This window comes from Pseudomonas sp. v388, from assembly GCF_003935425.1.
GTDB lineage: Bacteria > Pseudomonadota > Gammaproteobacteria > Pseudomonadales > Pseudomonadaceae > Aquipseudomonas.
In genome coordinates this window covers 1-20,547 of the sequence record NZ_RHQN01000009.1, presented here as the reverse complement: position 1 = coordinate 20,547, position 20,547 = coordinate 1, and the positions used below count along the sequence as shown (strand labels likewise).

At 60.2% G+C, this 20,547-nt stretch carries 21 protein-coding genes; 12 read left to right on the top strand and 9 right to left on the bottom strand.

The features are described 5' to 3' along the window. Positions 1 to 5 precede the first annotated feature (5 nt). From EGJ27_RS19910 to trpE, 4 genes are all read left to right on the top strand, one after another. Positions 6 to 830: an ABC transporter permease gene (locus EGJ27_RS19910; protein ID WP_125832463.1), complete on the top strand. Its 825-nt coding sequence runs from the start codon at positions 6 to 8 to the stop codon at positions 828 to 830. 148 nt (positions 831 to 978) lie between these two features. Further along, positions 979 to 1,653: a ribulose-phosphate 3-epimerase gene (rpe, locus tag EGJ27_RS19905; RefSeq protein ID WP_125832462.1), complete on the top strand. Its 675-nt coding sequence runs from the start codon at positions 979 to 981 to the stop codon at positions 1,651 to 1,653. Then, positions 1,650 to 2,468 (top strand): phosphoglycolate phosphatase, encoded by an 819-nt coding sequence (locus tag EGJ27_RS19900; RefSeq protein WP_125832461.1) that lies wholly within the window; start codon positions 1,650 to 1,652, stop codon positions 2,466 to 2,468. The genes rpe and EGJ27_RS19900 overlap by 4 nt, the downstream gene beginning before the upstream one ends. A gap of 70 nt (positions 2,469 to 2,538) precedes the next feature. After that, positions 2,539 to 4,020 (top strand): anthranilate synthase component I, encoded by a 1,482-nt coding sequence (gene trpE, locus EGJ27_RS19895; RefSeq protein WP_125832460.1) that lies wholly within the window; start codon positions 2,539 to 2,541, stop codon positions 4,018 to 4,020. A 339-nt stretch (positions 4,021 to 4,359) separates the two neighbouring features. Here trpE and estP read toward each other — a convergent pair whose 3' ends face one another. Beyond that, a complete protein-coding gene (gene estP / locus EGJ27_RS19890) occupies positions 4,360 to 6,297 on the bottom strand; it encodes an esterase EstP (RefSeq protein ID WP_125832459.1) in 1,938 nt (645 codons plus the stop codon). Positions 6,298 to 6,793: 496 nt separating this feature from the next. On the opposite strand from estP, the gene EGJ27_RS19885 reads away from it, so the two are divergent. From EGJ27_RS19885 to EGJ27_RS19870, 4 genes are read left to right on the top strand one after another with little or no spacing between them, the layout of a single operon-like run. Beyond that, the gene (locus tag EGJ27_RS19885; protein WP_125832458.1) at positions 6,794 to 7,393 is read left to right on the top strand and encodes an aminodeoxychorismate/anthranilate synthase component II; all 600 of its coding nucleotides are present in this window, start codon (positions 6,794 to 6,796) and stop codon (positions 7,391 to 7,393) included. Positions 7,394 to 7,413: 20 nt separating this feature from the next. Beyond that, positions 7,414 to 8,463, top strand: coding sequence for an anthranilate phosphoribosyltransferase (trpD, locus tag EGJ27_RS19880; RefSeq protein WP_125832703.1), 1,050 nt, complete (start codon positions 7,414 to 7,416; stop codon positions 8,461 to 8,463). Continuing rightward, positions 8,460 to 9,296, top strand: a complete 837-nt coding sequence (gene trpC / locus EGJ27_RS19875; protein ID WP_125832457.1) for an indole-3-glycerol phosphate synthase TrpC — start codon at positions 8,460 to 8,462, stop codon at positions 9,294 to 9,296. The genes trpD and trpC overlap by 4 nt, the downstream gene beginning before the upstream one ends. Positions 9,297 to 9,308: 12 nt before the next feature. After that, positions 9,309 to 10,004 (top strand): lipoate--protein ligase family protein, encoded by a 696-nt coding sequence (locus EGJ27_RS19870; protein WP_125832456.1) that lies wholly within the window; start codon positions 9,309 to 9,311, stop codon positions 10,002 to 10,004. Positions 10,005 to 10,012: 8 nt separating this feature from the next. Here EGJ27_RS19870 and crp read toward each other — a convergent pair whose 3' ends face one another. Beyond that, entirely contained in the window at positions 10,013 to 10,657 is a 645-nt protein-coding gene (gene crp, locus EGJ27_RS19865) for a cAMP-activated global transcriptional regulator CRP (RefSeq protein WP_125832455.1), read from the bottom strand. 201 nt (positions 10,658 to 10,858) lie between these two features. Here crp and EGJ27_RS19860 point away from each other — a divergent pair, with 201 nt between their 5' ends. Continuing rightward, positions 10,859 to 11,281, top strand: a complete 423-nt coding sequence (locus EGJ27_RS19860) for an OsmC family protein (RefSeq protein ID WP_125832454.1) — start codon at positions 10,859 to 10,861, stop codon at positions 11,279 to 11,281. Positions 11,282 to 11,437: 156 nt separating this feature from the next. Here EGJ27_RS19860 and coq7 read toward each other — a convergent pair whose 3' ends face one another. The 5 genes from coq7 to hemJ all read right to left on the bottom strand — a co-directional run bounded on the left by coq7 (position 11,438) and on the right by hemJ (position 14,832). Then, positions 11,438 to 12,085, bottom strand: a complete 648-nt coding sequence (gene coq7, locus EGJ27_RS19855) for a 2-polyprenyl-3-methyl-6-methoxy-1,4-benzoquinone monooxygenase (RefSeq protein ID WP_125832453.1) — start codon at positions 12,083 to 12,085, stop codon at positions 11,438 to 11,440. 118 nt (positions 12,086 to 12,203) lie between these two features. Further along, positions 12,204 to 12,542 (bottom strand): histidine triad nucleotide-binding protein, encoded by a 339-nt coding sequence (locus EGJ27_RS19850; protein ID WP_125832452.1) that lies wholly within the window; start codon positions 12,540 to 12,542, stop codon positions 12,204 to 12,206. Positions 12,543 to 12,605: 63 nt separating this feature from the next. Beyond that, positions 12,606 to 13,382, bottom strand: a complete 777-nt coding sequence (locus EGJ27_RS19845) for an SDR family oxidoreductase (protein ID WP_125832451.1) — start codon at positions 13,380 to 13,382, stop codon at positions 12,606 to 12,608. A 60-nt stretch (positions 13,383 to 13,442) separates the two neighbouring features. Beyond that, a complete protein-coding gene (locus EGJ27_RS19840) occupies positions 13,443 to 14,354 on the bottom strand; it encodes a DUF805 domain-containing protein (RefSeq protein WP_125832450.1) in 912 nt (303 codons plus the stop codon). Between the two features lie 46 nt (positions 14,355 to 14,400). Beyond that, a complete protein-coding gene (gene hemJ, locus EGJ27_RS19835; RefSeq protein ID WP_125832449.1) occupies positions 14,401 to 14,832 on the bottom strand; it encodes a protoporphyrinogen oxidase HemJ in 432 nt (143 codons plus the stop codon). A 133-nt stretch (positions 14,833 to 14,965) separates the two neighbouring features. Between hemJ and argC the strand changes: the two genes are divergently transcribed. Then, complete coding sequence (argC, locus tag EGJ27_RS19830; RefSeq protein ID WP_125832448.1) at positions 14,966 to 16,000, top strand: N-acetyl-gamma-glutamyl-phosphate reductase; 1,035 nt, start codon at positions 14,966 to 14,968, stop codon at positions 15,998 to 16,000. A 146-nt stretch (positions 16,001 to 16,146) separates the two neighbouring features. Continuing rightward, a complete protein-coding gene (erpA, locus tag EGJ27_RS19825; protein ID WP_125832447.1) occupies positions 16,147 to 16,497 on the top strand; it encodes an iron-sulfur cluster insertion protein ErpA in 351 nt (116 codons plus the stop codon). 59 nt (positions 16,498 to 16,556) lie between these two features. Here erpA and EGJ27_RS19820 read toward each other — a convergent pair whose 3' ends face one another. Further along, positions 16,557 to 17,651: an anhydro-N-acetylmuramic acid kinase gene (locus EGJ27_RS19820; RefSeq protein WP_125832446.1), complete on the bottom strand. Its 1,095-nt coding sequence runs from the start codon at positions 17,649 to 17,651 to the stop codon at positions 16,557 to 16,559. A 3-nt stretch (positions 17,652 to 17,654) separates the two neighbouring features. Beyond that, positions 17,655 to 19,064, bottom strand: a complete 1,410-nt coding sequence (locus EGJ27_RS19815) for a peptidoglycan DD-metalloendopeptidase family protein (RefSeq protein WP_125832445.1) — start codon at positions 19,062 to 19,064, stop codon at positions 17,655 to 17,657. A gap of 201 nt (positions 19,065 to 19,265) precedes the next feature. Between EGJ27_RS19815 and tyrS the strand changes: the two genes are divergently transcribed. After that, the gene (tyrS, locus tag EGJ27_RS19805) at positions 19,266 to 20,477 is read left to right on the top strand and encodes a tyrosine--tRNA ligase (protein ID WP_125832444.1); all 1,212 of its coding nucleotides are present in this window, start codon (positions 19,266 to 19,268) and stop codon (positions 20,475 to 20,477) included. Positions 20,478 to 20,547: the final 70 nt, after the last annotated feature.

Here is a 20,547-nt window from a genome sequence, read left to right as displayed (position 1 = left end):
TTGCCATGTTGAGTCCCTACACGTCGCCCATCGAACGCATCTGGTATTACAGCCTGCGGACCCTTTGCGCGCTGGTGCTGCTGTTTCTGGTCCTGCCGGTGCTGGTCATCGTTCCGCTGTCGTTCAACTCCGGCAGTTTTCTGGTGTACCCGTTGCAAGGGTTTTCTTTGCAGTGGTATCAGGATTTCTTTGGCTCGGCAGAGTGGATGCGCGCGCTGAAGAACAGCCTGATCGTGGCTCCGGCGTCGACCGTGCTGGCGATGGTCTTCGGTACGCTTGCCGCCATCGGCCTGACCCGTGGCAACTTTCCGGGCAAGGCACTGGTGATGGCGCTGGTGATCTCGCCGATGGTGGTGCCAGTGGTGATCATCGGCGTGGCGAGCTATCTGTTCTTCGCGCCGCTTGGATTGGGTAACAGCTACACCGCGCTGATTCTGGTGCACGCGGTGTTGGGTGTGCCGTTCGTGATCATCACCGTGTCGGCCACGCTTCAAGGCTTCAACCACAACCTGGTGCGTGCTGCTGCCAGCCTCGGCGCTTCGCCGCTGACCACGTTCCGCCGCGTGACCTTGCCGTTGATCGCGCCGGGGGTTATTTCCGGGGCGCTGTTCGCGTTCGCGACCAGCTTCGATGAAGTGGTAGTGACGCTGTTTCTGGCAGGCCCGGAACAAGCGACTCTGCCGCGCCAGATGTTCAGCGGCATCCGCGAAAACCTCAGCCCGACCATCGCCGCAGCCGCGACCCTGCTGATCGCCTTCTCGGTGGTTCTGTTGCTGGTGCTGGAATGGTTACGCGGGCGTAGTGAGAAGCTGAGAACCCAGGCGGCTTGAACCACCTCTTCATAAAGGAGCAGACTTGTCCGCGAAGACGTATTTACAGACTGCAGATATTCTGCGGCCGTACCGGCCTCTTCGCGGACAATTGCGCTCCCAACCGATACAATGCGCGCCACCGTGATTCTGCTCAAACAGGTGCGCCATGCAGCCCTTCGTTATTGCCCCATCGATTCTTTCCGCTGACTTCGCCCGCCTGGGCGAGGAAGTCGACAATGTCCTGGCCGCTGGCGCCGACTTCGTCCACTTCGATGTCATGGACAATCACTACGTCCCGAACCTGACCATTGGTCCGATGGTGTGCAGTGCGCTGCGCAAGTACGGCGTGACGGCGCCGGTCGATGTGCACCTGATGGTCAGCCCGGTCGATCGCATCATTGGCGATTTCGTCGAAGCCGGCGCGACCTACATCACCTTCCACCCGGAAGCGACCCAGCATGTCGACCGCTCCCTGCAACTGATCCGCGAAGCGGGCTGCAAGTCCGGTCTGGTGTTCAACCCGGCTACGCCGCTGAACCTGCTGGAGTACGTGATGGACAAGGTCGACATGATCCTGCTCATGAGCGTCAACCCAGGCTTCGGCGGTCAGAAATTCATCCCCGGCACCCTCAACAAGCTGCGTGAAGCCCGCGCGCTGATCGACGCATCGGGTCGTGACATTCGCCTGGAAATCGACGGCGGCGTCAACGTCGCCAATATCCGCGAAATTGCAGCGGCGGGTGCCGATACCTTCGTTGCCGGTTCGGCCATCTTCAACGCCCCGAATTACCAGGAAGTGATCGAGAAAATGCGCAGCGAACTGGCGTCCGCCCGCGCATGAGTGGCTTCGAGCAGCTTTTTTCGGGCAGTCTGCCCAGGCTGATCATGTTCGACCTGGACGGAACCCTCGTGGACTCGGTGCCCGATCTGGCGGTGGCCGTGGACAAGATGCTGGTCCAGCTCGGCCGACCGAAAGCCGGGCTTGAAGCCGTCCGCCAGTGGGTGGGCAACGGCGCACCGATACTGGTGCGTCGGGCGTTGGCCAATTCCATTGACCATTGCGGTGTGGACGAAGCCCTTTCCGAGCAGGCGCTGGAGCTGTTCATGCAGGCCTATGCCGAGAAGCATGAGTTCACCGTGGTCTATCCCGGTGTGCGGGAAACCCTGAAGTGGCTGCAGAAGAAGGGCGTCGAGATGGCCCTCATCACCAACAAGCCGGAGCGCTTCGTCGCGCCGCTGCTGGATGAGATGAAACTGGGCCGGTTCTTCCGCTGGATCATCGGCGGCGACACCATGCCTCAGAAAAAGCCCGACCCTGCTGCGTTGTTGTTCGTCATGAAAATGGCGGGCGTTCCGGCCTCCCAGTCGCTGTTCGTAGGCGACTCGCGATCCGACGTGCAGGCCGCCAAGGCCGCCGGTGTGGCCTGTGTGGCGTTGAGTTATGGCTACAACCATGGCCGGCCTATCGAAGAAGAGTCGCCCGCGCTGGTGATCGACGACCTGCGCAAGCTGATTCCCGGTTGCCTGGAACATGACGCTGGGATACTGTTGCCCGAAACCGAACGTCCCTCCTGTAGAGATTCCATCGTGGTGGTCACCCGCAAACTCTGGATGAAAGTCATCAAGGCCCTGGCCCGCTGGCGTTGGCGCGCCTGACTCGACTCCGGCCGGATTTCCGGCACTGTTTGCCTACCTGACCGTATTACCTCACACCACGAGGCTGATGATGAATCGCGAAGAATTCCTGCGTTTGGCTGCTGCCGGCTACAACCGCATCCCGCTTGCCTACGAAACCCTGGCCGACTTCGACACGCCGCTGTCGATCTATCTAAAACTGGCCGATCAACCCAATTCCTACCTGCTCGAGTCCGTTCAGGGCGGCGAGAAGTGGGGGCGTTATTCGATCATCGGCTTGCCGTGCCGCACCGTCCTGCGAGTGCACGGTCATCATGTCAGCGTGACGAAAGACGGCATCGAGATCGAAAGCCTCGACGTGGAAGACCCGTTGGCGTTCGTCGAGCAGTTCAAGGCGCGTTACAACGTGCCGACCGTTGCCGGCCTGCCGCGCTTCAACGGCGGCCTTGTGGGTTATTTCGGCTACGACTGTGTGCGTTACGTCGAAAAACGCTTGGCCAACTGCCCGAATCCCGATCCGCTGGGCGTGCCGGATATCCTGCTGATGGTGTCCGACGCCGTGGTGGTGTTCGACAACCTGGCGGGCAAGATGCACGCCATCGTGCTGATCGACCCGGCGCAGACCGATGCCTTTGAAGGTGGTCTGGCGCAGCTGGATGAGCTGATGAACAAGTTGCGTCAGCCGATCACGCCACGCCGTGGCCTGGATCTGACGCGCCCACCGGCAGCCGACCCGGTGTTCCGCTCCAGTTTTACCCAAGGCGATTACGAAGCGGCAGTCGATACCGTCAAGCAGTACATTCTGGCGGGTGACGTGATGCAGGTGGTGCCTTCGCAACGGATGTCCATCGACTTCAAGGCCGCGCCTATCGATCTGTACCGGGCGCTGCGTTGCTTCAACCCGACGCCGTACATGTACTTCTTCAACTTTGGTGACTTCCACGTCGTGGGCAGCTCGCCCGAAGTGCTGGTTCGGGTCGAGGACAATCTGGTCACGGTTCGCCCGATCGCCGGTACGCGTCCACGGGGTGCCAATGAAGAAGCTGATCTGGCCCTGGAGCAGGATCTGCTGTCGGACGACAAGGAAATCGCCGAACACCTGATGCTGATCGACCTGGGCCGCAACGATACCGGCCGGGTGTCGGAGATCGGTACCGTCAAGCTGACCGAGAAAATGGTCATCGAGCGTTATTCCAACGTGATGCACATCGTCTCCAACGTCACCGGCCAGCTGAAAAGCGGCTTGAGCGCGATGGATGCGCTGCGGGCGATTCTGCCGGCGGGCACGTTGTCCGGCGCGCCGAAGATTCGGGCAATGGAAATCATCGACGAACTGGAGCCGGTCAAGCGCGGCGTTTACGGCGGCGCGGTGGGCTATCTAGCGTGGAACGGCAATATGGACACCGCTATCGCGATCCGTACCGCTGTGATCAAGAACGGTGAGCTGCATGTCCAGGCCGGTGGCGGCATCGTTGCTGACTCCGTGCCAGCGCTGGAATGGGAAGAAACCCTCAACAAACGCCGCGCAATGTTCCGTGCTGTGGCGCTGGCGGAGCAGACCTCCGAAGGTTGATCCGCCTTCGTCCGCGAGGCTGCTTTCGCCAGCAAGCTGGCTCCCACATAAAATCCCGGTACGCCGCGACCCGGTGGGAGCCAGCTTGCTGGCGAAGACATCACTGCTGCCTATGCCTCGTAGGAACTCGCTTGCCCGTGACCACGTGATCTCGACACCACATCTGGACTGTCACGCCGCATTCGCCAGCAAGACGGATCGCCGCCCGCTGGCTCCTACATGCCCTGGTCTTGTAGGAGCGGACTTGCCCGCGAAGACATAGTTACTGACGACGGTCTTGTAGCGCCTGTACCGACCGCTTCGCGGCTAAAGCCGCTGCTGCAGATTCAGCGGCCCTCGTTAGAAATCCAGGCTCAACGCCACGGTCGCTCCCTGATGGGTCATATCATCGTTCTTGCGCCAGTTGTAATTGGCGCGCAGGCTCAGGTCGCGGGTCAGTTGTTGTTTGAACCCCACGGTGGCGCGGTTGAGGTTGCGTTGCGGCTCGTACCCTTCCAGCGTGAAGTCGATACTCGGCACGCTGTTGAGCGCCAGCGTCACATCCTGCCGGTCGGTTTCATATTCACGTTCGTGGGCGAATTCGCCGAATATCTGGGTGGAAGAGGTCAAGTCGAACTTGCCCTGTAAGCCCACGCCCGCCCGACGCGACTTGCGAGTCTGGTCGCTGAAACTCAGCGCGGTAGACCGGTTGCCTTCTTCCGAATAAGCATCGACGTCGATGTGAGCATAATCGGCGCTGATGAACGGCGAGAGGTGCCAGCGGCTGCCGACACCGGCAAAATCAAACCCCACCCGCGCGCTGGCGGCCCAGACTTCACCGTAGGTATCGCCCTTTTCCTGACCTTCACCTGCGCCTAGCGCGAACTTGCGCTCGGCGTTTTCATAGTCGAGCTTGCCGCCGGAGGCCGACAGATCGCCCCACCAATGATTGGCCTGATACTGCAGAAAGACCGTGCCGATGTAGGCGTTGAGTCTGTAGTCCGAATCCTTGGGACCGGCTTCAAGATCCTGACGATACGCACCCGCCACCAGTCCGGTGCGCCAATGCTCGGCGAAGCGCCAGCTGCCGCCGAGCGTCAGGTTATAGCCACGGCCTTCGGCGTCGGCGGAGGTGTCTTGGGCGTCGAAATCCGCCCGTTGTCCACCCACCGCCAGAATGCTGCGCCACTGCCCGACCGCCTGCCAGTTGCCCCAGTCGCTGAGCCATTGGGCACGCAACTCGTCCTGTTGCCCACGCAACGCGGTATTGGCCATTTCCGGCAGCAGCGTCACCTCCCATGGCGCCGACAGTATCGAATAGGTGTAATCAGCCAACAGGCGTTGCCCGCCTGCCGTCGGGTGCACGCGGTCATTGAAGAACAGTCGGTTCGGATCGGGTGTCGCGCTGTTGATGCCGTAGGCTTCATTCTCGTCGCAATTGTCGCCGCTGAAACAGGTACCCACCAGATCCTGATCGGCAGCGAAGCCGAAGCGTGCGGGATCGGCCAGGGTCTCGGAAATCAGCAACGGGATATTCAAGGGGATGATCTGGGCATCTATTCCTTCCAGACGGCTTATCAGCTGTTCGTTGAATTCCTCGCTGAGCCTGGAGGTGATGGACTCCAGCGGCGTGCCGTCCAGCGCCGGCGTGCGGCCGATGTCCGGCAGCATCCACACGGCGATGTAGCGAGCACCGGCCTGCTGTAAGGCTTGCACACCATCGGCCAACTGATCGGCGGCATCTTCTGCATCGCCGCCGCTGAGCACTCGACCTTGCAGGAAGTCATTGCCACCGCCGGTCAGGTAATAAAGGGCGTTGGGGTCGGCGCGAAAGTTGTTGGCGGGCAGATAGCCGGTTCGGGTGCGCAGCACGGTGCCGGAACCACTGGTGTCCGGGGTGACGACCTGGGATTCGGAGGTGATGGCGTCGTAGATCTGATCCGTGCGATCGCCGCCCACTGCCCAGTTGTTACCGTCCGGCAGGCCAAGTGCGGCGTTGACCGGCGATGTGGAGGCATTGAGATCATTGGGTGCGATGTTGAGCAAGCGGCCCAGCAGCGTGGACGAATTCGGGCCGATGATTTCACCACTTCCGTCCCGATAGGTCGGCCCGACGCGGTTGGTGAAGCGCAACGTCGCACCGGCCGGGCCATCCTCGTCCGGGAACTGCCCGGCGTCCGCCAGACTGTCGCCGAATACCACCATGGTTGAGTAAGGAGATGGCGCTGCCTGCACGCCGGCGCACGCCAGGGTCAGCAAGCAGGCCGTGAACGGCGCCCGCAGTGATGAATGAATCATGAGAGTGGTCCTTGCTGTTTTTATTCTCTCAAGGAACCGTAGCAAGCCTGATCATCACCGCCAGTGCTAATCGCCGTGACGGGAAAAGTTACCGCCCAGTGGTGCGTCGCTCATCGATTGAGGCCGCAAGCGCAGGGTAATGAAGCGCGCGAGGTTTTTTTCTACGATATTCGCGCAAGGCCCGGCTTCCGGGCGCGTTGCGATATTGCGCGCTCCCCTTCGGTACGCTACTGTGCCGAAACGTATGAACGAGACCCTCCCCGTGACGATTGTCAGCAAACTCTTGATGCGCGTTATCAAGGCCCACGCCCGTTGGCGTTGGCGCGCCTGACTCTTTCCTTGCCGGCTTTGCCGGACCAGTACCTGTATGCCTTCGATTCGCTTGAACACCGCCCGGTCCAGCCCTGCGCCGAGACTCCATGAGGCGGATGTACAAACGGGTATAAAATCCGGAAGGCCTGAATGAATGTCAGTGAATTCAAAAGGTTAATAGCAAATGCTGCTGATGATCGATAACTACGACTCCTTTACCTATAACGTCGTGCAGTATCTGGGCGAACTGGGTGCCGACGTCAAAGTGATCCGCAACGACGAACTGACCATTGCCGAGATCGAAGCCCTCAATCCCGAGCGGATTGTGGTTTCTCCCGGCCCGTGCACGCCCAACGAAGCAGGCGTCTCGCTCGAAGTCATTTCCCACTTTGCCGGCAAGCTGCCGATCCTGGGCGTGTGTCTGGGCCATCAGTCCATCGGCCAGGCGTTTGGCGGCGAGGTGGTCCGCGCACGCCAGGTGATGCACGGCAAGACCAGCCCGGTCATCCACGAAGACCAAGGGGTGTTCGACGGCCTGAACCATCCGCTGGTCGTGACCCGCTATCACTCGCTGGTGGTCAAGCTGGACACGTTGCCGCAATGCCTGGAAGTGACTGCCTGGACCGCTCTGGAAGACGGCTCTGTCGACGAAATCATGGGCTTGCGTCACAAGACCCTGAATGTCGAGGGCGTACAGTTTCACCCCGAGTCGATCCTGACCGAGCAAGGCCACGAGCTGTTCGCCAACTTTCTCAAACAGACCGGCGGCAGTCGTCAGGCTTAAGGACTTTCATGAATACGCCTATGAACATCAAGGCCGCGCTTAATCGCGTGGTCAACCAGCTGGACCTGACCACTGCCGAAATGCAGGACGTCATGCGTGAAGTCATGACCGGGCAATGCACCGAAGCGCAGATCGGCGCGTTCCTGATGGGCATGCGCATGAAGAGCGAAACCATCGACGAGATCGTCGGCGCGGTGTCGGTCATGCGTGAGCTGGCCGATCAGGTCGAGCTGAAAACCCTGGACGGCGTGGTCGATATCGTCGGCACGGGTGGCGATGGCGCCAATATCTTCAACGTTTCCACCGCTTCGGCATTTGTCATTGCCGCTGCCGGGTGCACGGTCGCCAAGCACGGTAACCGCGCGGTGTCGGGCAAGAGCGGCAGCGCTGACCTGCTGGAAGCGGCCGGCGTTTATCTGAATCTCAGTTCCGTGCAGGTTGCCCGTTGCATCGACAGCGTCGGCATCGGTTTCATGTTCGCCCAATCCCACCACAGCGCGATGAAGTACGCTGCCGGTCCACGTCGTGAACTGGGCTTGCGCACGCTGTTCAACATGCTCGGTCCGCTGACCAATCCGGCCGGTGTGCGCCACCAGGTGGTGGGCGTGTTCAACCAGGCGCTGTGCCGTCCGTTGGCCGAAGTGCTGCAGCGCCTGGGCAGCAAACATGTGCTGGTCGTGCATTCACAGGATGGTCTGGACGAATTCAGCCTGGCGGCACCGACGTATGTCGCCGAGCTGAAAAAGGGTGAGATCACCGAATACTGGGTCCAACCGGAAGACTTCGGCATCAAGAGCCAGAGCCTGTACGGGCTCGCGGTGGAAAGCCCGGCGGCATCGCTGGAGTTGATCCGCGACGCGCTGGGCCGGCGCAAGACCGAGAATGGTCAGAAGGCCGCCGAGATGATCGTACTCAATGCGGGCGCCGCGCTGTATGCCGCCGATCACGCTTCCAGCCTCACGGAAGGTGTGGAACGCGCGCACGATTCACTGCACACCGGGCTGGCCCGGGAAAAACTGGATGAGCTGGGCGCCTTCACCGCGGTGTTCAGGCAGGAGAACGAAGGATGAACGTGCCAACCGTACTGGAAAAGATCCTGGCCCGTAAGGCCGAGGAAGTCGCGGCCCGTCGTGCGACGGTCAGCCTGGCGGAACTGGAGCAACGCGCTGCGGGCGCCGATGCGCCGCGTGGCTTCGCCCGCGCGCTGATCGAACAGGCCAGGCTCAAGCAGCCTGCGGTGATCGCCGAGATCAAGAAAGCGTCGCCGAGCAAGGGCGTGATTCGCGAGAATTTCCTGCCCGCCGAAATCGCCAGGAGTTATCAGGCCGGCGGCGCCACGTGTCTGTCCGTGCTGACCGACATCGACTTCTTCCAGGGTGCCGACCAATACCTGCAACAGGCGCGAGCCGCCTGCACGCTGCCGGTGATCCGCAAGGACTTCATGATCGACCCTTATCAGGTGGTCGAAGCCCGGGCACTGGGCGCCGATTGCATTCTGCTGATCGTGGCCGCGCTGGATGACGTGAAGATGGCTGAACTTGCCGCCGTCGCCAAGGGCGTGGGCCTGGACGTGCTGGTGGAAGTCCATGACGGCGATGAGCTGGAACGCGCGCTGAAGACCCTCGACACACCGCTGGTGGGGATCAACAATCGCAATTTGCACACCTTCGACGTGAGCCTCGAAACCACCCTGGATCTGCTGCCGCGCATTCCGCGTGATCGGCTGGTCATCACCGAAAGCGGGATTCTCAATCGCGCCGATGTCGAGCTGATGGAAATCAGCGACGTGTACTCGTTTCTGGTCGGCGAGGCGTTCATGCGTGCCGAGCAGCCGGGCGCCGAACTGCAACGCCTGTTCTTCCCGGAACGCGGGCCTGCGGTCAACCCCTCGCCGCTGGATTGAGATGAACCTGCCATGTCCGAGCTGATCGTCGACCTGTGTGTGGAGAAGGGCCTGCAGGCTGAGCAGGATCTGCTGGCCTCGGTCTGCGCGGGCGAGGCTGATCATCGGCTGCTGTTCTGGCGGCCCAGCGACCGGGCCTTGGTGATGCCGCGAAGGATGAGTCGTCTGCCGGGGTTTACCCAGGCCGGTGAAACCCTGGCGGACAGCGGCTGGCCGATCCTGTTGCGGGAAACCGGAGGCGAGCCGGTGCCGCAATCGTCGGCCACAGTGAACATCGCCCTGATCTACGCGCAACCTTCCAGCGACCTGGATCGCGACCGGATCGAAACCGCCTATCGTCGTCTGTGCCAGCCGATTCTGGATGTGCTGGGTGCGCTGGGCGGCGACGCTTCACTGGGGGAAGTGGAGGGCGCGTTCTGCGACGGACGTTTCAACGTCAACCTCGGCGGCCGCAAGATGGTCGGCACGGCCCAGCGCTGGCGGGCCAGCCAGGGTGGCTTGCGTCCGGTGGTGCTGGCTCATGGCGCACTGCTGCTGGATGACGAGCGTGAGCAGATGGTGGCGGCGGTCAATCTTTTCAATCAACTGTGCGAGCTGGACTCACGCGTGCGGGCTGAAAGCCACGTCGCTTTGCGTGAAGCCTACCCTGAGGCTGACGTTTTCCGACATCTCGCAAGCGCCTACCACCAGATGCTGGCTCGACTCTGACAGGCAAATCAGCGCGTTCCGAACACCACCATCGTCTTGCCTTTCACATCGACCAGATTCTGCTCTTCCAGGGCTTTGAGCACGCGACCGACCATCTCCCGTGAACAACCGACGATACGGCCGATTTCCTGGCGGGTGATCTTGATCTGCATGCCGTCGGGGTGCGTCATTGCGTCGGGCTGTTTGCACAGGTCCAGAAGCGTGCGTGCCACCCGGCCGGTTACGTCGAGGAACGCCAGGTCGCCGACCTTGCGGGTCGTGTTGCGCAGGCGATCAGCCATCTGGCTGCACAGCGAGTACAGGATCTCGGGGTGCAGCTGGGCCAGCTCACGGAATCTGGCGTAAGAGATCTCCGCGATTTCGCACTCGGTCTTGGCCCGTACCCAGGCGCTGCGCGTGGATTCACTGCCGGGTTGCTCGAACAGACCCAATTCGCCGAAGTAGTCCCCGCTGTTGAGGTACGCGACGATCATTTCCCGGCCTTCGTTATCCTCGATCAGGATCGTGACCGACCCTTTGAGAATCAGAAACAGCGAATCGGAACGATCACCGGCGCAGATGATGTCGCTCTTGGCGGCACACCGACGCCGCTGCGCGTGGGCAAGAAGCTTGTCCAGACTTTTTATTTTTGATGGTGGAGTGATTGCGACCATGCGTGAATTCCAAAAAAGGTCCTTCGTCAAACTGCGTATCGGCTGCGCCGCGATTATCGGGAGCACTTTGACATCAGTTTGCAGGCATTTGGGAAACTTCCTACGTTTTATCTGCCAGTTGCGTGCTTTTATGACGCTGCGGTTGACGACGCACCCTGTGTGCTAAGCTGGCGACCCTTTTTTATCAGTGGAGACCGGGCCATGAAGGCACGCATTCAATGGGCTGGCGAAGCCATGTTTCTCGGCGAGTCCGGTAGTGGCCACGTAGTGGTCATGGATGGCCCGCCCGAAAGCGGCGGTCGCAACCTGGGTGTCAGGCCCATGGAAATGGTACTGATCGGCCTGGGCGGTTGCAGCAACTTTGACGTCGTAAGCATTCTCAAGAAATCGCGGCAGCCGGTGGAAAGCTGCGAAGCATTTCTTGAGGCCGAGCGTGCGGATGAAGATCCCAAGGTGTTCACCAAGATCCATCTGCATTTCGTGGTGAAGGGCCGAGGCCTGAAGGAAGCTCAGGTCAAGCGGGCCATCGAGCTGTCTGCGGAGAAATACTGCTCGGCGTCGATCATGCTCGGCAATGCCGGCGTAGAGATCACTCACGATTACGAGATCGTCGAGCTGGGTTGAGGATTCCAGCCCTGCGTAGTCACGGTTCACCGTGATCCTTGCAGGAGCCGGCTTGCTGGCGGAAAAGCCGCAACAAGCCAGCATTCGCATCGGCTGAAAAAACGCCTTCGCGATCAAGCTCGCTCCTGCACGACAAGCGTGAGGGTCCGGGTTTTCTCAGATCCGGTAAGTACTCTTGGTCATGACCTTGGCCAGGATACTCATGCCGAACTTGATCGGGGCTGGGAAGCGCAAGCCACCGGCCTCCAATGCCGATTCAGAGTGATGCTCCTCGTCGACCAGCATTTGCTCCAGGATTGCCCGGGACTTGCTGTCTTCGGCAGGAATCTGCTCCAGGTGTTCACTCAGGTGCTTGCAAACCTGATCTTCGGTGGCTGCCACAAACCCCAGGCTTACCCTGTCACTGATCAGCCCGGCGGCTGCGCCGATGCCGAAGGACAGTCCGTAAAACACCGGGTTGAGCACGCTGGTATGGCTGCCCAGCTGATTGATACGCTGTTCACACCAGACCAGGTGATCGATTTCTTCTTCGGCCGCGTGCTCCATCGCTTTGCGAACCTTGGGCAGCCTCGCGGTCAGTGCCTGCCCTTGATAGAGCGCTTGGGCACAGACTTCACCGGTATGGTTGATGCGCATCAAGCCTGCGACGTGCCGGGTGTCGCTCTCGCTCATCTTGTGTTCGGGCTTGATGATGGCGGGCGAAGGGCGTTGAGAGTGACCGCTCGAAGGCAGCAAGGTGCGCATCGCGCTATCAGCTTGCAGCAGCAAACGGTCCAAGGGGGAGTAGTGACGTTCGGTAGCCATGGGCACCTCCGGAATGATCCACAGCCGGCAGTCTACCCCAATCGAGGCGTTCCGGCTTGAGCGGAATCACCCTGCAGGCTCTGGAACGGGCCTGGGCAGGGTGTCTGCCGCTGAACGATCAGCCCGGTGGCCAGGTCATCTGGCGCTGACCAAGCACGTGCATGTGAATGTGATAGACGGTCTGGCCGCCGAGTTCGTTGCAGTTCATCACCACACGGAAACCGTCCTCACAGCCCAACTCTTTGGCCAGCCGCTGTGCGGTGAACAGAATGTGGCCGGCAAGACCCTTGTCGTCCTCGGTGAGGTCGTTAAGAGTGCGGATGGGCTTTTTCGGGATGACCAGAAAATGTACCGGTGCCTGTGGGGCGATGTCGTGGAAGGCCAGGACCTGATCATCTTCGTAGATGATCCTGGCCGGGATTTCCCGGTTGATGATCTTGGTAAACAACGTATCCATTACCCTGTGCTCCTTGTCGGTGGGGTGAGGTCAGAACCTTTGGGATGCCCGGCCATTGTGTCACTAGCGAGGGCAGCACGCTTTATTGATGTAGCCGCTGATTTGCCGGGCAAGCCAGCGCGAGACCAGGCGTGGACTGAAGGTCCATAGTTTGTTGCGCCAGCCCGGAATGATCACGGCCCGGTTCTTGGCCAATGCCCGCACGGTATACAGTGCGACCTCTTCGGGAGAGATCATGCGTTCTTCCTTGACCTGAAGCAGGGCGGTGCGGAAGAACGCAGTACGGGTCGGGCCGGGGCAGAGCACCGAAACCTTCACGCCGCTCTTTTTGGCTTCCTCGCGCAGACCTTCGGAGAAGTGCAGCACGTAAGCCTTGCTGGCGTAGTAGGTACTCATCCACGGCCCGGGCTGGAAGGCGGCGACCGAGGCTACGTTGAGAATCTGCCCGCCACCTTGCAGTGCCATCAGGTTGCCAACCGTGTGGCACAGTCGGGTCAGCGCCAGGATGTTCAGGTCGATCAGGTCCTGCTCGGTGCTCCAGTCCTGGGCCAGGAATGGGCCGCTGGTACCGATACCGGCGGCGTTGACCAGCAGGTCGATCTGGTGGGCGCCGTCTTCCAGCTCCAGCAGAAACCCGGAAAGCCGCAGCGGTTCGCCCAGGTCGCAAGCGCGGATCAGCACTTCCACGCCGAACCGCTGGGTTAGCTCCAGGGCAATGGTTTCCAGCAGATCACGCCGACGTGCGACCAGCAGCAGGTTGCGACCACGACGCGCCAGTGCTTCAGCCATCGCCAGGCCGATGCCGCTGGATGCTCCGGTAATGAGGGCGTAACGGGTCATGCAGTTCTCCAATCGACGTATCGCAGGTCCGGCGATAAGACCTGCAACGGGGCGTCAACGTCACGTTTCATGCCGTTGCTCCTCGCTTTCCAGGGACGAGTCCGGTTCTGCGGAATCGCTTTGCGGGTCATCGTCGGCAGGTAACGACTGCTCGTACTCGATGGTGGAGGCTTCTATCTGCTCCTGAAACGCTGTCAGACCACCGGCCACGCTGCCGAAAATGATCAGCGCAATCAGCATCACCCACATCCACGCCAGGACGTTCACGGCCCGAGTGTTGGGTGGCGCGGGGGCGCCATAACGGTTCGGACCCGTATTGCCCGGCATCGCGACCAGCACGATGGGAAAGATGCTGCTGACGAAGGGCACCAGATTGAGCAATAACACCCAGCCCGACCAACCGGCATCATGGGCACGTTGCACACCCATCTGAACGTTGACGCAAATGAACGCGGCAGCCAGCAACGCCGCGAGCAGCCCGCCGATGGTGAGATCAACGCTCATGATCAACAGGCACACGAACCCTGCCATTATCAGCGCCACGCTCATGACCAGAGTCCAGGCCAGGTAGCGCGCCCGACCGATGCGGCCTTGCACGCTGAACACCTTGAGGGTGGAGTAGCGGGGCGACTGGGCGCTGACCTCTGCGCGCGGCGGTGCATAGGGGGACGCGGCCGCCGCTGTGTAGGGTGACGAGGGTTGCTGCATGTGGACTTCGTCCAGGCTGAAGCTGATCTCGTGATCCTCTTCAATGTGCGCCTCGATGCCGATTTCATTGAGCGCCTTGAGATAGCGCTCGGCCTCGGGACGCGAGACTCCGCGTTTCAAGGCCACCGGCTGGCCGTTGAACAGCTTTTCAACGGCGGCCGTCTCGCTTTTGAACAGATTGGCCAGATTCAGCCTGGCGGTTTCCAGCGAGACGCCCTCGCGGACCTTGCCTTCGAACATGATCTTGTAATGGGTGTCAGTCATGACGGCTTCCTTGGTCCGGACGTCTCGAAACAGAGCGTTGCCTTCATCAGAACGGTTTGACGACTACCAGAATGACGATGGCCAGCAGGATCAGAACCGGCACTTCATTGAACCAGCGATAAAACACATGGCTGCGGCCTTTCTCGCCGCGGGCAAAGCGTTTGACCTGCGCGCCGCACATATGGTGATAGCCGATCAGCAGGACGACCAGAGTGAGCTTGGCGTGCATCCATCCGCCCTGACCGAAATACCCGCCAGGATTGAAGCTGATCAACCAGCCGCCGAAGATCAGGGTGGCGATCATCGCCGGACCCATGATGCCGCGATAGAGCTTGCGCTGCATCACGTTGAAGCGGTCACGGCTGACGGTGTCTTCGCTCATCGAGTGGTAGACGAACAGCCTTGGCAGGTAGAACAGGCCGGCAAACCAGCAGACCATTGATACGATATGCAGCGCTTTGATCCATAAAAAGAGCATTTTCTCGATTTCCCAGGTTCACGGTGCCCGAATAGTAGTGGCTTGAGCGGCCATACGTCACGTTGTCGGTTGTCGCATCGGCCCAAGGCCCATATCATCGACGGCTTTCCAGTTGTTTCGTTGAGGGCAGGTTATGGTCAAGGTCGGAATCGTCGGCGGCACGGGTTATACCGGAGTCGAGCTGCTGCGTCTGTTGGCACAGCATCCGCAAGCAGAAGTGGTAGTGATTACCTCCCGCTCGGAGGCCGGCCTGCCAGTCGCCGATATGTACCCTAATCTGCGAGGTCACTATGACGGCCTGGCCTTCAGCGTTCCTGACATCGCTACCCTCGGCGCGTGCGACGTGGTGTTCTTTGCTACACCGCACGGGGTTGCCCATGCTCTGGCCGGCGAACTGCTGGCGGCCGGAACCAAGGTCATCGATCTGTCCGCAGATTTCCGCCTGCAGGACCCGGTCGAGTGGGCCAAGTGGTACGGCCAGCCCCATGGCGCGCCGGAACTGCTCAAGGACGCGGTCTACGGTTTGCCGGAAGTGAATCGCGAACAGATCAGAACTGCTCGCCTCATCGCCGTTCCCGGTTGCTACCCGACCGCCACTCAACTGGGGTTCCTGCCGTTGCTCGAAGCAGGCATTGCCGATAACTCGCGCCTGATCGCCGACTGCAAATCCGGCGTCAGCGGCGCCGGGCGTGGCTTGAGCCTGGGCTCGCTGTACTCCGAGGCCAATGAAAGCTTCAAGGCGTACGCGGTGAAAGGACATCGGCATCTGCCGGAAATCACTCAAGGCCTGCGTCGCGCGGCGGGCGGGGACGTCGGTCTGACTTTCGTGCCACACCTGACACCGATGATCCGCGGTATCCATTCCACGCTATATGCGACCGTCGTCGACACGTCGGTGGATCTGCAAGCGCTGTTCGAGAAGCGTTACGCCGACGAGCCTTTTGTGGATGTGATGCCGGCGGGCAGTCACCCGGAGACCCGCAGTGTGCGCGGCGCCAATGTGTGCCGGATTGCCGTGCATCGTCCACAAGGCGGCGATCTGGTGGTGGTCTTGTCGGTCATCGATAACCTGGTCAAGGGCGCTTCGGGTCAGGCAGTGCAGAACATGAATATTCTGTTTGGTCTTGACGAGCGTCTGGGTCTGTCCCATGCGGGCATGATGCCTTGAGGCTATATCGGGCTACGAGCGAGTCGTCGTCGCGCTTGCAGCCCGGTGTTTACCGCTGCTCTGCAAATAGTTGACCAAAATTCTGGGACAAGCGGATAATGCCCGCCATTACGCATTACGACGGCTAACGCCGGGAGATATCTGACATGAGCGTTGAATCCTTCACTCCTACGGCTCTGGAATTCACCCCTGGTGCGGCGCACAAGGTGAAAACCCTGGTCGACGAAGAAGGCAATGATCGTCTGAAGCTGCGCGTTTTCGTGACCGGGGGCGGTTGCTCGGGTTTCCAGTACGGCTTCACCTTCGATGAAGACGTAGCGGACGACGACACCATCGTCGAGCGCGAAGGGGTCAGCCTGGTTGTAGACCCAATGAGTTTTCAATATCTGGCTGGCGCGGAAGTGGATTACCAGGAAGGTCTGGAAGGTTCGCGTTTCGTGATCAAGAATCCAAACGCCACGACTACGTGCGGTTGCGGTTCGTCTTTCTCGATCTGATCGATTGCCGTACAGCAAAACGCCGCGCATCTGCGCGGCGTTTTGCATTCCGGGCAGGTTCAGGCCGGATAAATGGCGCCCAGCACCCGCAACCCTTTCGCACCCGTCACGGTGGGGCGATTCGCCGGCACGCCTTCCAGGCAGCAATGGGCAAGCCAGGCGAAGGCCATTGCCTCAACCCAGTCCGGATCCACCCCAAACGCCGCCGTGCTGTTGACGGAGGTTTCAGGCAGCAGCGCTGCCAGGCGATTCATCAATGCAACGTTGTGGGCGCCGCCGCCGCAGACCAACAGTTCCTTGGTGCTCGACTGCGCGGAGGTCAGAGACTCGGTGATAGTCAGCGCAGTCAGCTCGAGCAGAGTGGCTTGTACGTTTTCCGGCGCCAGAGTCGGCAACTGGAACAGGTGATGATGCAGCCAGCCGAGGTTGAAGACTTCACGGCCTGTGCTCTTCGGACCCTTGGTCAGGAAGAACTGGTCGCTGAGCAGCTTGCTCAACAGGGCAGGATCGACCTGGCCGCTTGCTGCCCACGCGCCGTCACGGTCAAAGCTCAGATTGCGTTGCGACTGAATCCAGGCATCGAGCAACACATTGCCAGGTCCACAGTCGAAACCGGACACCGGGCGATCCAGCTCGATGAGGCTCAGGTTGCTGAAACCACCGATATTCAAGACGGCTCGGCGGTCCTTGTTGTCGTCGAACAACGCCTCGTGGAACGCTGGAACCAGCGGCGCACCCTGGCCACCGGCAGCGATATCGCGACGACGGAAATCACTGACTACGGTAATTTCCGTCAGCTCTGCCAGCAGGGCGGGGTTACCGATCTGGATGCTGAAACCGCGTCCCGGCTCGTGGCGGATGGTCTGGCCATGACTGCCAATGGCCCGGACCTGCCCGGCAACCATGTTCTGCTCTTGCAGCAGGGTCAGCACGCCTTGCGCGACCAGCCGGACCCATTGCTGTTCAGCGACGGCGGCGCGGGTCAGCTCATCGTGACCCGTGGAGCACAGCCCTAGCAACTCGGCATGCAAGTCTTCAGGCATTGGAATGTAATGGGTCGCCAGCAGGCGCGGACGTTCATCCTGCTCCAATAGGGCGATATCGATCCCATCGAGGCTACTGCCGGACATCACACCTATATAGAAGAAGGCCATGGATTACCTTTTATTGGAGGCCAGCGTGGTGGCCTTTTCCTGATCCATGCGCGCCATCAATGGCTGGCTCTGCTGCATGAACCGCTGTTTCTCGGATTTGGCAATTGGATCTGCCATCGGAAGCTTCTGCCCAAGCGGGTCGACGTGAACACCGTTGACCTGGAATTCATAGTGCAGGTGCGGGCCGGTCGACAGGCCGGTCGTTCCAATATAGCCGATCACTTGGCCCTGCTTGACGCTGCCACCGGTTTTCACACCTTTGGCGAAGCCTTGCATGTGACCATAGAGGGTCCGATAAGTGTCACCGTGCTGGATGATGACCGTGTTGCCGTATCCGCCACGGCGGCCGGCCAGCAACACTTTGCCGTCGCCGGTAGCCTTGATCGGCGTACCGCGCGGCGCTGCGTAGTCCACGCCTTTGTGGGCGCGGATCTTGTTCAGGATCGGGTGCTTGCGGCCCATGGAAAACATCGAGCTGATGCGCGCGAAATCCACCGGTGTGCGGATGAAGGCCTTGCGCATGCTGTTGCCTTCGGCCGTGTAGTAATTGGTGTTGCCTTGCTTGTTGGTGTAACGGACCGCGGTATAGGTCTTGCCCCGGTTGGTGAATCGGGCCGAAAGAATGTTGCCCGTGCCGACGGCCTTGCCGTTGACGACTTTCTGTTCATACACGACGTCGAATTCGTCGCCCTTGCGGATGTCCTGGGCGAAGTCCACGTCATAGCCGAAGATATTGGCCATATCCATGGTCAGGCTGTGGGACAGGCCGGCGCGCTGGGCTGAGGATGAAAGCGAGCTGTTGATCACGCCGTGTGCATACGCATTGCGTACGTTGGGCTTGCTGACTTCGCGGCTGAAACTGAAGCCGTCAGCCGTCCTGGCCAGGCTGATGGTTTCCAGATCGCTGAGTTTGCTGTGGATGCGGTTGAGCTGGCCATCCGGCGAGAGCTCGAATTGCAGGATCTGGCCGTTCTGCAGTTTGCTGAACTGGCGGGCCTGTTTGTCGCTGGCCATGACTTCATGCACGGCCGTGGCGGGCAGGCCGACTTTTTCAAATAAAGTCGAGAGGGTGTCACCCTTGGCAACTATGATTTCCCGGTGGTTGGGATTGGTCGCCGGGGCAGGTTTTGCCTGCGCCTGAGCAGTCTCCTCGGTTTGCGCCTGGCCTTCGTCGATCTGGGCGAATGGAGAAACGCTGGTCTCGGGTGTGGCTTGGGCGGCTTGCGGAGCGTCTTGTTGTACGTCCTGATCTGTGGGCATTTCCAGATCGAGTGCCAGATTCGTTCGTTTCGCTTCAACTTCGCTGGATGGGAAGACCAAAAGAGCCAGGCTCAGCAAGGCGGCGATGCCGCTTGCAGCGAGCAGGTGGGTCTTCGGATAAAGCGGGGGCGCTTTAGGCGGTGTGTCTATCATAGGTAATTTGACTTTGAAAAAGGTGAAATGGAAAAGATGAATGACATGATGAAGATGAAATAACTGTATAAAATATAACCAAAACCTGCTCGAAGCAACCCTCTCAAGTATCAGCGCCTGATTCAAGGGCGGGGGCTGGGCAAAAACTTGTAATCGGGTGCTGATCTTGTATGGTTGGTGCCCTTTGATATGGGGGCTTGTATGAAGTCGGTTGAGGAGCAGCTGGCGCTGATCAAGCGCGGCGCGGATGAACTGCTGGTCGAGGCCGAGCTGGTCGCAAAAATCAAACGTGGCCAACCGCTGCGTATCAAGGCAGGGTTCGACCCTACGGCGCCCGACCTGCATCTGGGTCACACCGTCCTTATCAATAAGCTGCGGCAGTTCCAGGATCTGGGGCATCACGTCATCTTCCTGATAGGTGACTTCACCGGCATGATCGGTGACCCGAGCGGCAAGAGCGCAACCCGCCCGCCGCTGACGCGCGAACAGGTGCTCGATTATGCCGAGACCTACAAATCCCAGGTGTTCAAGATCCTCGATCCCGAGAAGACCGAAGTCGCGTTCAACTCGACCTGGATGGACAAGCTCACGCCTGCCGATTTCATCCGTCTTTCTTCCCAGTACACCGTGGCGCGGATGCTGGAGCGCGATGACTTCGACAAGCGCTACAAGAGCAATCAGTCGATCGCCATTCACGAGTTCCTGTACCCGTTGGTACAAGGCTATGACTCGGTGGCGTTGAAGGCGGATGTCGAGTTGGGCGGTACCGATCAGAAATTCAACCTGTTGATGGGGCGTGAGCTGCAGCGCGCCTATGGGCAGGAGCCGCAATGCATTCTTACCATGCCTTTGCTGGAAGGGCTGGATGGCGTGAAGAAGATGTCCAAGTCGCTGGGCAACTACGTTGGCATCCAGGAAGCGCCGGGCATCATGTACAGCAAGCTGGTCTCGATTCCTGATGCATTGATGTGGCGTTACTTCGAGCTGCTGAGCTTCCGCTCCATGGAAGAGATCGAAGGCTTGAAGGCTGAATGCGAGGCAGGTGCCAACCCGCGGGATATCAAGATCAAGCTCGCCGAGGAATTGGTCGCGCGTTTCCATGGGGAAGAGGCCGCTGCTACAGCGCATCGTTCTGCCGGCAATCGCATGAAAGAAGGCGAGCTGCCAGATGACCTTCCGGAGATCTCGATCACCGGACTTGAAGATATGCCTGTGTCGGCCGTCCTTAATAAGGCAGGCCTGGTGAAAAACGCTGCAGTAGCTCGTGATCTGCTGGCATCCGGTGGCGTGCGTATAGATGGTGAAGTGGTTGATCGCAGCTTTGTGTTCAAGCTCGGCGCCACGCATGTTTGCCAGGCTGGAAAGAAGGCTTTCGGGCGTGTAACGCTGGAACTGGAAGAAAGTTCAAATTAACGGTTGACGGGCGATTTAGTTTCTCTATAATTCGCCCCACTTCCGGCGCAGACGGAAACGAAAAAGCCTT

Coding starts and splice junctions, on each gene's coding strand:
- argC (WP_125832448.1), top strand. CDS start 14,966: ATGGTCAAGGTCGGAATCGTCGGCGGCACGGGTTATACCGGAGTCGAG.
- erpA (WP_125832447.1), top strand. CDS start 16,147: ATGAGCGTTGAATCCTTCACTCCTACGGCTCTGGAATTCACCCCTGGT.
- estP (WP_125832459.1), bottom strand. CDS start 6,297: ATGATTCATTCATCACTGCGGGCGCCGTTCACGGCCTGCTTGCTGACC.
- EGJ27_RS19900 (WP_125832461.1), top strand. CDS start 1,650: ATGAGTGGCTTCGAGCAGCTTTTTTCGGGCAGTCTGCCCAGGCTGATC.
- trpD (WP_125832703.1), top strand. CDS start 7,414: ATGAACATCAAGGCCGCGCTTAATCGCGTGGTCAACCAGCTGGACCTG.
- coq7 (WP_125832453.1), bottom strand. CDS start 12,085: ATGGCTACCGAACGTCACTACTCCCCCTTGGACCGTTTGCTGCTGCAA.
- EGJ27_RS19910 (WP_125832463.1), top strand. CDS start 6: ATGTTGAGTCCCTACACGTCGCCCATCGAACGCATCTGGTATTACAGC.
- hemJ (WP_125832449.1), bottom strand. CDS start 14,832: ATGCTCTTTTTATGGATCAAAGCGCTGCATATCGTATCAATGGTCTGC.
- rpe (WP_125832462.1), top strand. CDS start 979: ATGCAGCCCTTCGTTATTGCCCCATCGATTCTTTCCGCTGACTTCGCC.
- EGJ27_RS19860 (WP_125832454.1), top strand. CDS start 10,859: ATGAAGGCACGCATTCAATGGGCTGGCGAAGCCATGTTTCTCGGCGAG.
- EGJ27_RS19815 (WP_125832445.1), bottom strand. CDS start 19,064: ATGATAGACACACCGCCTAAAGCGCCCCCGCTTTATCCGAAGACCCAC.
- EGJ27_RS19885 (WP_125832458.1), top strand. CDS start 6,794: ATGCTGCTGATGATCGATAACTACGACTCCTTTACCTATAACGTCGTG.
- EGJ27_RS19845 (WP_125832451.1), bottom strand. CDS start 13,382: ATGACCCGTTACGCCCTCATTACCGGAGCATCCAGCGGCATCGGCCTG.
- trpE (WP_125832460.1), top strand. CDS start 2,539: ATGAATCGCGAAGAATTCCTGCGTTTGGCTGCTGCCGGCTACAACCGC.
- EGJ27_RS19840 (WP_125832450.1), bottom strand. CDS start 14,354: ATGACTGACACCCATTACAAGATCATGTTCGAAGGCAAGGTCCGCGAG.
- tyrS (WP_125832444.1), top strand. CDS start 19,266: ATGAAGTCGGTTGAGGAGCAGCTGGCGCTGATCAAGCGCGGCGCGGAT.
- EGJ27_RS19820 (WP_125832446.1), bottom strand. CDS start 17,651: ATGGCCTTCTTCTATATAGGTGTGATGTCCGGCAGTAGCCTCGATGGG.
- trpC (WP_125832457.1), top strand. CDS start 8,460: ATGAACGTGCCAACCGTACTGGAAAAGATCCTGGCCCGTAAGGCCGAG.
- EGJ27_RS19870 (WP_125832456.1), top strand. CDS start 9,309: ATGTCCGAGCTGATCGTCGACCTGTGTGTGGAGAAGGGCCTGCAGGCT.
- crp (WP_125832455.1), bottom strand. CDS start 10,657: ATGGTCGCAATCACTCCACCATCAAAAATAAAAAGTCTGGACAAGCTT.
- EGJ27_RS19850 (WP_125832452.1), bottom strand. CDS start 12,542: ATGGATACGTTGTTTACCAAGATCATCAACCGGGAAATCCCGGCCAGG.